The sequence below is a fragment of the Nocardiopsis dassonvillei genome (genome assembly GCF_964273065.1).
GTDB lineage: Bacteria > Actinomycetota > Actinomycetes > Streptosporangiales > Streptosporangiaceae > Nocardiopsis > Nocardiopsis dassonvillei_B.
Map to the genome: position 1 here is coordinate 6200628 of NZ_OZ186815.1, position 13306 is coordinate 6213933.

Annotated in this window: 12 protein-coding genes; 6 read left to right on the forward strand and 6 right to left on the reverse strand. The window is 73.2% G+C overall.

What is annotated here, in order from left to right:
* Positions 1–91: 91 nt before the first annotated feature.
* A complete protein-coding gene (locus tag ACSUPR_RS27550) occupies positions 92–2017 on the reverse strand; it encodes a WD40 repeat domain-containing serine/threonine protein kinase (protein ID WP_436887760.1) in 1926 nt (641 codons plus the stop codon).
* Between the two features lie 305 nt (positions 2018–2322).
* Between ACSUPR_RS27550 and ACSUPR_RS27555 the strand changes: the two genes are divergently transcribed.
* Together ACSUPR_RS27555 and ACSUPR_RS27560 are read left to right on the forward strand one after the other, a co-directional pair.
* Entirely contained in the window at positions 2323–3333 is a 1011-nt protein-coding gene (locus ACSUPR_RS27555; RefSeq protein ID WP_436887762.1) for an ABC transporter permease, read from the forward strand.
* A gap of 53 nt (positions 3334–3386) precedes the next feature.
* Positions 3387–5177, forward strand: a complete 1791-nt coding sequence (locus ACSUPR_RS27560; RefSeq protein ID WP_436887764.1) for an ABC transporter ATP-binding protein — start codon at positions 3387–3389, stop codon at positions 5175–5177.
* Positions 5178–5219: 42 nt separating this feature from the next.
* On the opposite strand, the gene ACSUPR_RS27565 is transcribed toward ACSUPR_RS27560, so the two are convergent.
* Positions 5220–6002, reverse strand: a complete 783-nt coding sequence (locus ACSUPR_RS27565; RefSeq protein ID WP_436887766.1) for a sporulation protein — start codon at positions 6000–6002, stop codon at positions 5220–5222.
* Positions 6003–6117: 115 nt separating this feature from the next.
* Positions 6118–6732 (reverse strand): TetR/AcrR family transcriptional regulator, encoded by a 615-nt coding sequence (locus tag ACSUPR_RS27570; RefSeq protein WP_436887768.1) that lies wholly within the window; start codon positions 6730–6732, stop codon positions 6118–6120.
* Positions 6733–6874: 142 nt separating this feature from the next.
* On the opposite strand from ACSUPR_RS27570, the gene ACSUPR_RS27575 reads away from it, so the two are divergent.
* Together ACSUPR_RS27575 and ACSUPR_RS27580 are read left to right on the forward strand one after the other, a co-directional pair.
* Positions 6875–7267, forward strand: a complete 393-nt coding sequence (locus tag ACSUPR_RS27575; RefSeq protein ID WP_436887769.1) for a hypothetical protein — start codon at positions 6875–6877, stop codon at positions 7265–7267.
* 115 nt (positions 7268–7382) lie between these two features.
* Complete coding sequence (locus tag ACSUPR_RS27580; RefSeq protein ID WP_436887771.1) at positions 7383–7760, forward strand: GntR family transcriptional regulator; 378 nt, start codon at positions 7383–7385, stop codon at positions 7758–7760.
* 19 nt (positions 7761–7779) lie between these two features.
* Here the strand turns inward: ACSUPR_RS27580 and ACSUPR_RS27585 are convergent, their stop codons facing one another.
* From ACSUPR_RS27585 to ACSUPR_RS27595, 3 genes are all read right to left on the reverse strand, one after another.
* Complete coding sequence (locus tag ACSUPR_RS27585; protein WP_436887773.1) at positions 7780–8133, reverse strand: hypothetical protein; 354 nt, start codon at positions 8131–8133, stop codon at positions 7780–7782.
* A gap of 131 nt (positions 8134–8264) precedes the next feature.
* Positions 8265–9656 (reverse strand): RNA polymerase sigma factor, encoded by a 1392-nt coding sequence (locus tag ACSUPR_RS27590; protein ID WP_436887775.1) that lies wholly within the window; start codon positions 9654–9656, stop codon positions 8265–8267.
* Positions 9657–10093: 437 nt separating this feature from the next.
* Positions 10094–11257 carry an AMP-binding protein gene (locus tag ACSUPR_RS27595; protein ID WP_436892166.1) on the reverse strand — a complete coding sequence of 388 codons (1164 nt, stop codon included), beginning with the start codon at positions 11255–11257 and terminating at the stop codon, positions 10094–10096.
* 233 nt (positions 11258–11490) lie between these two features.
* On the opposite strand from ACSUPR_RS27595, the gene menB reads away from it, so the two are divergent.
* A complete protein-coding gene (gene menB, locus ACSUPR_RS27600; protein ID WP_436887777.1) occupies positions 11491–12330 on the forward strand; it encodes a 1,4-dihydroxy-2-naphthoyl-CoA synthase in 840 nt (279 codons plus the stop codon).
* Positions 12327–13298, forward strand: coding sequence for an o-succinylbenzoate synthase (locus ACSUPR_RS27605; protein ID WP_436887779.1), 972 nt, complete (start codon positions 12327–12329; stop codon positions 13296–13298). Before menB ends, ACSUPR_RS27605 begins: the two co-directional genes overlap by 4 nt.
* The last annotated feature ends 8 nt before the right edge of the window (positions 13299–13306 follow it).

Consider the following 13306-nt stretch of genomic DNA (forward strand, 5'->3'; position numbering starts at 1 on the left):
CGGTGGCCCGCCAGGGGGCGGTGACCCGCGGCGACGCCGGTCACCGCCCCCGTCCGTGTCCTCCCGGGGGGCGGGCGGCGCCGCTCCGAGGTCATTCGAGGTCATGGAACCTGATGACGCCGTCGCCGTCGCCGCTGGAGAGCCTGTCGCCGTCCGGACTGAACGCGAGGGCGATCGCGCTGCCCTCGTGTCCGGTGAGTTCACCCCGCACCGGGCGCCCGTCGTCGGTGTTCCGCAGTTCCACGGTCCCGTTGTTGCGCCCGACGGCGAAGACGGTGCCGTCGGGGTGGAACGCGATCGACCGGATGCCGGACCCGGAGCGCCCGGTGGTCTCGGGGATCTCCGTCTCCCCGGGGCTGTCGAGGTCCCAAACCCGGAGGGCGCCGTCGCTGCCGCCGGTGACCAGGACGGTGCCGTCGGGGCTGAACGCGACCGCCATCACGCTTCCCCTGTGTCCGAGCAGCTCCTCGGTCTGCTCTCCGGTCCCGACGTCCCAGATCCGGGCGGTGCCGTCGGATCCTCCGGCGGCCAGGGCGGTGCCGTCGGGGCTGAACGCGACCGAGCGCATGCTCTCCCCGCCGTCGGTGAGGGTGGCGTCCCTTCTGCCGGTCCCGGTGTTCCAGATCCGCAGGGCGCCGTCGTTGTCGCCGGCGGCCAGGGCGGTGCCGTCGGGGCTGAACGCCAGCGCCCGCACGCTCCCCTCGTGCCCGGTCAAGGTGAGGGCCTGCTCTCCGGTCTCGGTGTTCCAGAGCCGGATGGCACCGTCGCTGCCGCCGGTGGCCAGCACGGCGCCGTCGGGGCTGAACGCGGCGGACCGCAGGCCGTTCGTGTGCCCTGCGAACTCGTACGCCTCGTTCCCGTTCCCGGTGTTCCAGAGCCGGGCGGTGCCGTCGGCCCCGCCGGTGGCGACGGCGGTGCCGTCGGGGGAGAACGCCATCGACCACGCGGTGTTGTGGAGGTCGAGGGTGCGGTCGCCCCCCAGGGCGGGGAGGAGCCGCCAGAGGACCAGTGCGAGGAGCAGGGCGACGATCAGGGAGAGCGCGGCGATGTCGATGCGCCGCGCCCTCCGCTCCCGGGGCCCGGGCTCAGGGGCCGGTCCGGCCTCGGGAGGAGCGCTCGGTGCGGCGGACCCGCGGTCCACGCGGGTGGGCAGGGGCGGCGGAGGCGGGAGGGCCGGTACGCCCGCGCCGCCCGGCGGGGGCCAGGAGCCCTCGAGGTCGCGGACCCGGAAGCGGCCGAGGATCCGGTCGGGGGTGGGGCGTCGGTCGGGATCGTGGTTCCAGCAGTCGGCGATGAGGTCCCGGATGGCGGGGTCGATGTCGCCGGGATCGGGTGGCGGGGCGATGAGGCGGCGCAGCGTCTCTGCCATGGTCGCCCCGGAGAACGGACTGGTCCCGGTGGCGGCGTAGGCCAGGACGGTACCCAGGGAGAACACGTCCGAGGCGGGGCCGACCCGGCTGCCGTCGGTCTGCTCGGGGGACATGTACGGCAGCGTGCCGAAGACCGCGCCGCGGGTGGTCATGCTGTCGGCGTCCAGGGGCCGGGCGATGCCGAAGTCGATGATGCGCGGTCCGTCCTCGGCGAGGATGATGTTGGCCGGCTTGAGGTCCCGGTGGACCAGGTCGCAGTCGTGGATCGCCTTGAGCCCCTCGGCCAGCCCGACGGCGAGCACGTGCAGGGACGGTGGGGCGACGGCCCCGCTCCGGCGGATCCTCTGTTCCAGGGTGGGTCCGGGGATGTACGCGGTGGCGATCCACGGCGACTCGGCTTCGGGGTCGGCGTCCACCACCTGGGCGGTGTGGAAGCCGCCCACCCGGCGGGAGATCTCGGCCTCACGCGCGAACCGTTCCCGGAAGCCGTCCTCCTCGGCGAATTCGGGGCGGATGACCTTGACGACGAGCCTGCGGCCCGAGGCGGTCCTGGCCAGGTACACCTGGCCCATGCCGCCGGCTCCCAGGCGCGCGGTCAGGGGGTAGCCGCCGATCTCCGGCGGATCGGTGGGGTGGAGGGGGGCCACGGTGTCGGCTTTCTGCCCGGGAACAGGGGGATCGGGAGGGCGTGTCGGCGAAGCCGATTATGTCAGGCCGCCTCCCGGCGCCGCCGCGTCCGGGAGTGGCCACAGCCGGTCACGGCGCGGTCGGCGGCCGGGACCCCGGCTCCCCGGGGCGGCGCCTTCGGGCACGGCCCGGGCACGGGTACACGCCGTGCGATCAAGCGTGATCATTCAAATACGCTGAGTTATGTTTGTCGTCGCAGGCCGAAACTCCACACCCCTGCCGGTCTCCTCCCCGGAGTGGGCCCGACGACAGAAGGACACGCGCCTTGCTGATCTACATCCTGCGCCGCCTGGGCGCCGGACTGCTGCTCCTGGCCGTGGTCACCATGGTCACCTTCGGCATTTTCTACGTGGTGCCCAAATGGGCGGGGCGGACCACCGAGCAGCTGGCGACCATGTACGTGGGACGGGCGCCCACCCCCGAGGCGATCCAGGCGACCATCGAGCGGCTCGGCCTGGACAAGCCGGTCATCGTGCAGTTCGGCGAGTTCGTGCGGGGGATCTTCTTCGGCGCCGAGTACCGGTTCGGCCGGGAGACCATCGAGTGCTCCGCGCCCTGCTTCGGCTACTCCTTCCAGACCTACCAGGAGGTCTTCCCCGAGATCGTGTCCCGGCTGCCGGTCACGTTCTCCCTGGCGCTGGGCGCCGGCGTCATCTGGCTGGTCGGCGGCATCGCCGTCGGCGTGGTCTCGGCGGTGTGGAAGGGCAGCCTCTTCGACCGGATCGCGATGGCGGTCGCCCTGGCCGGCGTCTCCCTGCCGATCTTCTTCACCGGCCTGCTGGTCCTGGCCTTCCCGGTGCACGCCTGGGGCTGGTTCCGGACCCCGCGCTACGTCCCCTTCACCGAGGACCCCCTGGGATGGGCCGCCGGCATGTTCCTGCCCTGGCTGACCCTGGCGTTCCTGCACGCCGCCATGTACGCGCGCCAGACCCGTGCGGGGATGCTGGAGGTGCTGGGCGAGGACTACATCCGCACCGCCCGGGCCAAGGGCCTGAGCGAGCGCAAGGTGGTGCTCAAGCACGCGCTGCGGCCCACCCTGACACCGATCGTGACGATCTTCGGCCTGGACCTGGGCCTGGTCCTGGGCGGCGCGGTCCTGACCGAGCAGGTGTTCTCCCTCAACGGCATCGGCCGCTACGCGGTGAACGCCATCACCCAGAGCGACCTGCCGGTGATCCTGGGCGTGACCCTGTTCGGCGCGTTCTTCATCGTGGTCTGCAACCTGGTCGTCGACCTGATCTACCCGCTGATCGACCCGCGTGTGCGCGTCCACTAGCGGGCCGTCCTCCCGCCCCCACGACTTCGGATCCAGAGAGCAGAGGCGTCCCTATGAGTGAATCCGCGCCCGAACCCGTGGTCCGGGTGGAGGACCTGCGGGTGGCGTTCCCGACCATGGACGGCGAGATCCGGGCGGTGGACGGACTGTCCTTCGAGGTGCCCGCCGGGGGTGCCCTCGGCATCGTGGGCGAGTCGGGCTCGGGCAAGAGCGTGACCTCGCTGGCCCTGATGGGTCTGCACCGCGGCAGCCGGGCGAAGATCACCGGTGCCATCGAGGTGGCCGGCAAGAACGTGGTGACGGCCACGGACAGGCGGCTGCGGGCGATGCGCGGCAACGACATCGCGATGGTCTTCCAGGACCCGATGCAGTCGCTGCACCCCCAGTACACCATCGGCGACCAGTTGGTCGAGTCACTGCGGGTGCACCGTGCGGGGGTCTCCAGGGCGCAGGCGCGCAGGCGTGCGGTGGAGGCGTTGGAGCGGGTGGGGATCCCGCAGCCGGAGAAGCGGGTCAACTCCTATCCGCACGAGTTCTCGGGTGGTATGCGTCAGCGTGTGGTGATCGCGATGGGGTTGATGTGCGATCCGAAGGTGCTGTTGGCGGACGAGCCGACGACGGCGCTGGACGTGACGGTGCAGGCGCGGATCCTGGATCTTTTGGACGAGTTGCGCCGGGATCTGGGGATGGCGCTGATCCTGGTCTCGCACGATCTGGCCGTGGTGGCGGGGTCGGTGGACGAGGTGGTGGTGATGCGCCACGGTGTGGCGGTGGAGCGGGGTGATGTGCGCACGGTGCTGTCGGCGCCCGAGCACCCGTACACGCGGGCGCTGCTGGCGGCGGTGCCGCGGGTGGAGGTCTCGCGGGCCCAGCGCCGCGCCCAGGACCGCGCGGACCGGGCCGAGCGCGAACGCGGGGAGCAGCGGGCGGTCGGGGCCACCGCCGGGGAGCGCGCGGCGCGGGACTTCGCGGCGTTCACCCCCCAGGAACCGCAGGGTGGGCGGGAGGTCCTGCTCGGGGTCTCCGAGGCGGGTCAGCGCTTCAGGGTGCGCGGCGGGCCGTGGGGCCGTTCAATCGATTTCTGGGCCGTCAACGGTGTCTCCTTCGACCTCTACAAGGGGGAGACGCTGGGCATCGTGGGCGAGTCGGGCTCGGGCAAGAGCACGCTGTCGCGGATGGTCATGCGCCTGCTGGAGCCCACCCGGGGCCGGGTGGTCTTCGAGGGCCAGGACATCACGCACATGTCCGAGCGCGCGCTGCGTCCGTTGCGGCGTGATGTGCAGATGGTGTTCCAGAACCCGTACTCGTCGCTGAACCCGCGGGTGACCGTGGGCGATGCGATCGGTACCGCGCTGCGGGTGCAGGGCGAGCGCGACACCGGGAAGATCAAGCGCGAGGTGCAGGCGCTGCTGGAGCGGGTCGGGCTGCAGCCCGACCACTACAACCGTTTCCCGCACGCGTTCTCCGGTGGTCAGCGCCAGCGGATCGCGATCGCCCGGGCGCTGATCCTCAAGCCCAAGCTGATCATCTGCGACGAGCCGGTGTCGGCGCTGGACGTGTCCACGCAGGACCAGGTGCTGCGTCTGCTGTCGGAGCTGCAGGACGACTTCGGGTTGACCTACATCTTCGTCGCCCACGACCTGGCGGTCGTGCGCCAGGTGAGCGACCGGGTCGCGGTCATGCGCAAGGGCGAGGTGGTCGAGCTGGGCGACAGCGACTCCATCTACGAGAACCCGCAGAGCGACTACACCCGCCGGCTCCTCAACGCCGCCCCGGTGCTCGACCCCGACCAGGCGCGCGAGCTGCGGGCCGAACGGGTCCGTGATCGTGTGGAGGGGGCGTGAACCGGGCTCCGGCCGGGGCGCCGCCCCGGCCGGGACCACCGGTCAGAACAGGTCGCGGCGGCCTGCCAGGGCGCTGATCCACTGGTCCAGCTCCTGGCGCCAGTCCACCCCGACGGCCTGCTGGTGGGTGACGTTGAAGCTCTTGAAGGTGTCGCGCCCCTCGGAGAACAGGCCGGGCTTCTTGTCGAGCTCCAGCACGATGTCCATGCCGTGCTGGTCGGCGACGAACGACAGCTCCAGTTCGTTGAGGCCCCGGTAGCGGCTCGGCGAGTAGTACTCGATCTCCTGGTAGAAGGGCAGCCGCTGGCGGGTGCGGGCGATGCGCCCGCGCTCCAGGTCGGCCTTCTTGAAGCGGAAGCCCAGGGCGGTCAGGGCTTCCAGGACCGCCCGCTGGGAGGGCAGGGGCTCGATCGCCACCCGGTCGAGGTCGCCGGGGTCGATGGCGCCCGCGACGGCCAGGCGCGTGTTGACCCCGACGTTCATGGCCTGCAGGGGCTGTCCCTGGTAGGCGGTGACCGGCGCCTCCCAGGTCACGGGGATCTCGAAGGGCACCTCGAACCGCTGTCCGGGCACCAGGCGGGTCTGCCCGCCCAGGCGGAGCCGGTGGAACTCCAGGTTGGTGTGGACCTCGCTGTCGCCGACCTCGCTCTCGACGAGGGCCTGGAGTCCGACGGTGAGCTCCTCGACCTGCTGGTCGACGTCGCCGCCCTCGACCAGGACGGTGCCGCGCACCGTGCCGCCGGGGGTGGTGGAGGGGGTGTCCAGGCGGGTTTCGACCGAGGCCCCGCCGAAACCGATGCCGGCGAGCAGACGCTTGAGAACCATGGGCCTTTCCTGATCCGCCCCGGCGGTGCCGGTCAGGGCGGGGTGAGTAGGGGAGGGGAGAGCGGCACCCTCACGGTTTGAGACGGCCGGTGCCGGGTTCCGGTTCCCGGCGCGGTCAGGCGGCCAGTCCGCGCAGCAGCGCCCGCAGCCCGTGGTGGAACCGGGCGGTGGCCTCCTCGGCGTCGGGGGCGTCCTCGTCGCCCTGGTGCCGGACCTGGTGGACGACCGAGCCCAGGCAGTAGGAGTACAGGGCGGCGGCGGCGCGGTCGAGGTCGTCGGCGGGCACCCCGGCCTCGGTGAAGGCACGGTGCACCAGGGCGCGGGCGGCGGTGTCGGCGGGGGTGGCGGGAGCCCGGTGCACGAGCAGGGACAGGGCGCCGGAGTACTCCAGCAGGCGGGCGCGGTAGTCGTCGGCCCAGGAGGTCAGGCGTTCGTTCCAGGGGCGGGTGTCGGCCTCCTCCCCGCTCAGGTGCGCGTCCTCGGCGTCCTCCCCGGCGCCGTCCTCCGGGGGGGTGTCCCCGGTGGCCCCGGGGGAGGTCACGTAGGCGGCGATGGCGTTGAAGAGCTGTTCCTTGCCCAGGGGGAAGTGGTGGTAGATGGCCATCGCCTCCACCTCGAGGGCGTCGCCCAGCCGCCGCATCGAGAGCCCGCCCAGCCCGCGCCCGGCGATGATGTGGAGCGCCTCCAGGATGATGCGCTCCCGACTGAGCCCCGCATAGTTCCTACTCACTTGTGCCCTTTCCAAAGGTTTGTCACCAAATGTGGCGGTTTTCGTGCGCGAAGGCCATCACCGACGCACGATCCGGGTCGCCCCATGATCTACGTCACCATTACAGTGCTCTTGACGGTGTACCAGGTGATCGGAGCGAGCGATGGGACTTGGCGGACGTGGCACGGCGCAGGCGCGGGAGAGCCTGACCGCCGACCGTGAGCGGGCAGCGCGGCTGGACGGACTGCTGCGCGAGGTGGCGGACGCCCAGGCGGCGCTGGAGGACGCCCGCACGTCGGGGGCCTCCGCGGAGGAGCTGCACGAGCGCGGGCTGGTGCTGGACACCGCGCTCACCGAGGCGATGCGGGCCGCCTACGCCCGTGAGCGCGTGCTCGTCGGGGAGAGGGGCTACCGGGACCGCCTCTACCGGCGCAAGCGGCTGGCCCGGCCCGAGGTGCGCGTGGCGACCGAGGTCGCCGAGCGGCTGCTCACCGCCCGTGAGGCGCACCGCCTGCACGGCGTGCAGCGGGTGCCCCGGGTGGTCGGCGTGGCCTGACGTCGGCGCCGCCCCGCGCCCCGCGGGCGCGGGGCCCGCCACGCGCGGTAGTTTTGGGCTCGAACGGGTATGGGGCCCGGAGCACGAACGCCGAACGTGGGGAGCGCAGGAGGAGATGGCGGATTTCATCCGCGTCGACCCGACGTCGAAGGTACCGCCCTACGAACAGATCAGGACGACCGTGGCGATGGCGGCCGCCGCCGGGGAGCTCCCGGTCGGATACCGGCTGCCGACGGTGCGGGCGCTGGCCGGCCGCCTGTCGGTGGCGGTCAACACCGTGGCCCGCGCCTACCGGGAGCTGGAGCAGGCCGGGGTCGTCGAGACCCGCGGCCGCTCGGGCACCTTCATCGCCGCAGCGGGGGACGACCAGCGCGCGGAGGCGCTCGCCGCGGCCCGCGCCTACGCCGAGGTCATCTCCCGGGTGGGGCTGGACCGCGACGAGGCCGTGGACATCCTGCGCGCCGCACTGGACTCCGTGCAGCCCCCGGGCTGAGCCCCGCGGGGCCGCCCGCTCAGCGGCGCAGGCCCGTCACGGAGACGATGTAGAAGAGGATCAGGCCGACCCACACGGCGGCGAGGGCCGCGGGCCCGCCGACCAGGGCGGCGGCCATGCCGGTGACGGGGATGCTCACGCCCAGGCACACCAGGGACAGCACCAGCCGCACCGTGTTGGAGGGCACCCCCGTCCTGCCCCGGTGCTCCCCCTGCCTGCGGTCCAGGTGGCTGCGGACGCTGGTGTCGATGGCGGCGTCGATGCGCTCGACCAGGGAGGCCGCCAGGGCGTCGTCGTACTCCGGGCCGAGCTCGCGCCCGGCCCGCAGGGCGGCGGCGATCTCGGCCTGCCGCTGGGAGATGCTGTCGGTCATCCCCCCATCGTGGCACCGCCGCACCCGCCGCGCCCTCTCGGGGAGCCGATACCAGGGAAGATTCAGGGAACACCCCGACCCCGGACACGACGAGGGGCCGCCCCCTCGCGGGAGGCGGCCCCTCGTGCCGGTCAGCTGGCGAAGTCGAGCAGCTGCTGGGCGCGGCTCGGGTGGCGCAGCTTGGAGAGCGACTGCTTCTCCAGCTGCCGGATGCGCTCGCGGGTCAGGCCCAGGTGCTTGCCGATCTCGTCCAGGGTGCGGGGCCGCCCGTCCATGAGGCCGAAGCGCAGCGACATGATGGTCGCCTCGCGCGGCTCCAGGTCGGACAGGGCGTTGCGCAGCTGGTCGGCCATGAGCTGGCGGTCGACCACCTCGGAGGCCTCCGAGGCGTCCACGTCCTCGATGAGGTCGCCGATCCGGGTCTCGCCGTCCTCGCCGATGGTGGAGTCCAGGCTGATGGGCTGGCGGGTGACCCGCAGCAGCTCCTCGATCTGCGCCGGGGTCTTGTCCAGCTCCAGCGCCAGCTCCTCCGGGGTGGGCTCCCGGCCCAGCGCCTGGTGCATGTCGCGCTCCAGGCGGCTGACCTTGCTCAGCAGCTCCAGCACGTGGACGGGCAGGCGGATGGTGCGCGCCGAGTCGGCGAAGCCGCGCTGGATGGCCTGGCGGATCCACCACATGGCGTAGGTGGAGAACTTGAAGCCCTTGGTGTAGTCGAACTTCTCGACCGCGCGGATCAGCCCGAGGTTGCCCTCCTGCACCACGTCCAGCAGCGACATGCCCCGGTCGCTGTACTTCTTGGCCACCGACACCACCAGGCGCAGGTTGGCCTCCAGCATGTGGGACTTGGCCTTGCGGCCGTCCTCGGCGATCCACTCCAGCTCTTCGCGCTCGGCCTCGGCCATCTCCACGGAGGGGTCCACCTCGCCGTGCAGGCCCAGCCGGTACTCGGCGTAGAGGCCGGCCTCGACCCGCTTGGCCAGCTCGACCTCCTGCTCGGCGGTGAGCAGCTGGCGGCGGCCGATGGCCTTGAGGTAGGTGTGGACGGAGTCGCCCATGGCGGGGGACTGGTCGTCCAGGTCGGCCTCGCCGGTCTCCGGGTCGAGGGTGGCCTGGGTGTCCTCGGTCTTCTTGGTGCGCCGCGTGGTGCGGGTCTTCCTCCGGGGGGAGGGGCCCTTGCGGGGTGCCACCTTGCCGGTCACGGCCTTGGGTGCCTCGTCGGTGTCGGGCACCGTCGCGATGAGAGTGTTTTCCAGCACGTCGTCCTCGGCGTCGGGTTCGGCCACCGGTGCGGAGTGGTCGCCCCCGTTGGCGAGCCGGACCCCGTGGTCGGTGAGTTCACGCAGGATGGCACGGCCGTCGCCGGCGGAGACTCCGGCCGCGGAGAAGGCGGTGCGCAGTTCGGTGAGGGACAGGTGTCCCTGGGCGCGCCCGCGGGTGAGCAGGTCGGTCAGTGCCGCGCGGTCGGCCGCGAACGGAGCGGTGCCGTCGGCGGGCGCCGAACGGGTCCGGGCTTTGCTCGTCATCCGGACACCTCCCTCCCTTCCAAGACGTGTGGCACGTGGCGGAGGGTTCCCGCCGACTGGACGCGCCAATATGTCCAACGTGTCGGGGTGTCAAATGTTCCCCGTCTCGATTGGATATCTTTCAGAGTGGTATAGATCACCGTGCGTTCGGTGGCCAGGGGTGTGAGACAGCGGGTAAGGGAGTCCGCCCGGGCGGCCGTGCCGGGGCGCGGCGCTCCGGGCGCGGGGGAGGGCGCAGGGGCGTGGGCGGGTGGACTCGTGGCTGTCGCCAACTGCGGACCTCCTTGGCAGAGGGGCCGTGGGAGCCGGGCGAACGGGTGGCCCGGATACACAGGTAGACGCCGGGAGGAGCAGGGAAGTTCCCCGTCTGCCGGACATGTCCGACCCCGGTCCGCCCGATCCCCGCCCGGGCCCGGGCCGGCCCGCCGCGCCGGGGCTCACCCGCGGCGCAGCGCCACCAGGTCCGGCTTGCCCGAGGCCAGCATCGGCAGCCGGTCGCGCACCTCCAGTTCGCGCGGCGCCGCGTAGGCGGGCAGCCGGTCGCGCACCACCGCGCGCAGGTGGTCCAGGGAGGGCGGGTCGGCCGGGTCGGCCGGCACCACCACCGCGCACACCCGCTCGCCCCACTCGGGGTCGGGGCGGCCCACCACCACCGACTCGGCCACCGCCGGGTCGGCCGCGACCAGCGCGTTGACCTGGCCCGGCACCACCTTGTGGCCGCCGGTGTTGATCACCTCGTCCATCCGGCCCAGCACCGTCAGCCGCTCCCCGTCCCAGCGCCCCAGGTCGTTGGTGCGCAGCACCCGGGTCCCGTCGGCGGAGGTCTCCGGACCGGGTTCCGCCGGGCCCTGCGGGGCGGTCCGGTAGCGGGTGAGCAGCGTGGGGCCCGACAGCAGCACCCGGCCCGAACCGTCCGGGCCCGGGGCGTCGATCCCCACCCCCACCCCGTCCAGCGGGACCCCGTCGTAGACGCAGCCGCCGCAGGTCTCGCTCATGCCGTAGGTGGTGACCACCCGGCCCCCGGCGGCGCGGGCCGCGGCCAGCAGCCCCGGCTCGGCGGCCGCCCCGCCCAGCAGGATCACCCCGAACGCCGACAGGTCCGCCCCGGCTGCCACCAGCCGCCGCAGCTGGGTCGGCACCAGGGACACGTGCGGGCGGACCCCCTCCGCCCGGGAGAGCACCTCCTCCACCGAGAACGGGGCGTGCACCGCCTCGGTGCCCATCACCAGCGCGCGCAGCATCACCTGGAGGCCGGAGATGTGCCCGGCGGGCAGCACGCACAGCCAGGAGTCCTCCGGCCGGGCGCCGATCCGCGCCACCGAGGCCCGCGCCGAGGCGCGCAGCGCCGCCGCCGACAGCTCCACCCCCTTGGGGGCACCCGTCGACCCCGACGTGGTGACCACCAGGGCCGTCCCGGGAGCGGCGGGCGCACCGCCCTCCAGCGGAGTCTCCCCCCGCGGGGTCAGCACCGAGGAGGGGCGCATCGCGGCGAGCAGGTCCCGGACCCGGGCGTCGGGGGTCCCGGCGGGCACCGGCATCAGCGCCGGTCCGCCGCCCTCCAGGGCCGCGGCCAGCAGGTCGGACAGGTGACCCGGCTCCAGGCCCACGGCGGCGCGCAGGGCGGGACCGCCGGCGGTCGCCGGGTCGGGGACGTCGGGAAGGTTCGCGGAAGCCACGGGGCACAAGGGTACGCCCGCCGCGCCCCGCGGGGGCCGTACCCGGTCGTCCCCGTCGGCCTGGCACAATGCGTAGGGTTGACGCGGGGGTCGCCGGTTCCGCTGGAGTCGGCCCGTGCACCCGCCGTTCCGATGTCCCGTGAGGAGAAGCAGTAGCCGTGAGCAGCGTGATCGACTGGCAGCGGTCGGGCGAGTATTCCGACATCATCTACGAGACCGCGGAGGGCATCGCCAAGATCACGATCAACCGGCCCGAGCGGCACAACGCGTTCCGGCCGCAGACCCTCTTCGAGCTCCAGCAGGCGTTCAACATCGCCCGCGACGACTCCGAGGTCGGCGTGATCATCTTCACCGGCGCCGGCGACCAGGCGTTCTGCTCCGGCGGCGACCAGAAGATCCGCGGCGACGACGGCTACATCGGCGACGACGCCGTGGCCCGCCAGGGCATCGGCCGGCTCAACGTCCTGGACCTGCAGGTGCAGATCCGCCGCCTGCCCAAGCCCGTCATCGCCATGGTCGCCGGGTGGTCCATCGGCGGCGGCAACGTGCTCCAGGTGTGCTGCGACCTCACCATCGCCGCCGACAACGCCAAGTTCGGCCAGACCGGCCCCAAGGTCGGCTCCTTCGACGGCGGCTACGGCTCCTGGCTGCTCGCCGAGACCGTCGGCCTGAAGAAGGCCCGCGAGATCTGGTACCTGTGCCGCCAGTACAGCGCCCAGGAGGCGCTGGACATGGGCATGATCAACACGGTGGTCCCGCTGGCCGACCTGGAGAGGGAGACCGTCTCCTGGGCCCGCGAGCTGCTGGAGAAGTCCCCGCTGGCGCTGCGCATGCTCAAGGGCGCCATCAACGCCGTCAGCGACGGCGCCGCCGGGATGCAGCAGTTCGCCGGTGACGCCACCATGCTCTACTACATGAGCGAGGAGGCCCAGGAGGGCCGGGACGCCTTCAAGGAGAAGCGCCGTCCGGAGTTCGAGAAGTTCCCGCGCCGCCCGTGACACCGACCGCCGACCCCGCCGCGGACACCGGCCCCGCGGCGGGCCGGGCCTTCGCCATCGGCCTGCGCGACCGGTTCCGCGGCATCACCGTGCGCGAGGGCATGCTGGTGCGCGGCCCCGCCGGATGGGGCGAGTTCTCCCCCTTCGCCGAGTACGGGCCGCGCGAGTGCGCCCGCTGGTGGGCGGCCTGCCACGAGGCCGCCCACCTGGGCTGGCCCGCCCCGGTGCGCGACCGGGTCGCGGTCAACGTCACCGTCCCGGCCGTGGACCCCGCGAAGGCGCACGCGATCGTCGCGGCGGGCGGTTGCGCCACCGCCAAGGTGAAGGTCGCCGAGCGGGGCCAGGACCCGGCCCGGGACCTGGAGCGGGTGGAGGCCGTGCGCGACGCGCTGGGCCCCGCGGGGAGGCTGCGCGTCGACGCCAACGGCGGCTGGGACGTGGACACGGCGGTCCGGATGGTCCGCGCCCTGGACCGGTACGGGCTGGAGTACGTCGAGCAGCCCTGCGCCACCCTGGACGGGCTCGCCGCGGTGCGCCGCCGGGTGGACGTGCCGGTGGCCGCCGACGAGTCGGTCCGCCGGGCCGAGGACCCGCTGAAGGTGCGCGCCGCCGACGCCGCCGACATCGTCGTGCTCAAGGTGCAGCCCCTGGGCGGGGTCCGCGCCGCCCTGCGGGTCGCCGAGGCCTGCGGACTGCCGGTGGTGGTCTCCAGCGCCGTCGAGACGTCGGTGGGCCTGGCCGCCGGTGTGGCCCTGGCCGCCGCCCTGCCGGAGCTGCCCTACGCGTGCGGGCTGGCGACCATGCAGATGCTCACCGCCGACGTCACCGCCGACCCGCTGCTGCCCGTGGACGGGTACCTGCCCGTGCGCCGGGTAGAGGTCGATGAGGAGCGGTTGAGCGCGGTCGAGGCCGACCCCGCGCCCTGGCGCGCCCGTGCCGAGGCCGCCATCGCCGCCGAGGGCGGCTGATCCGCCCG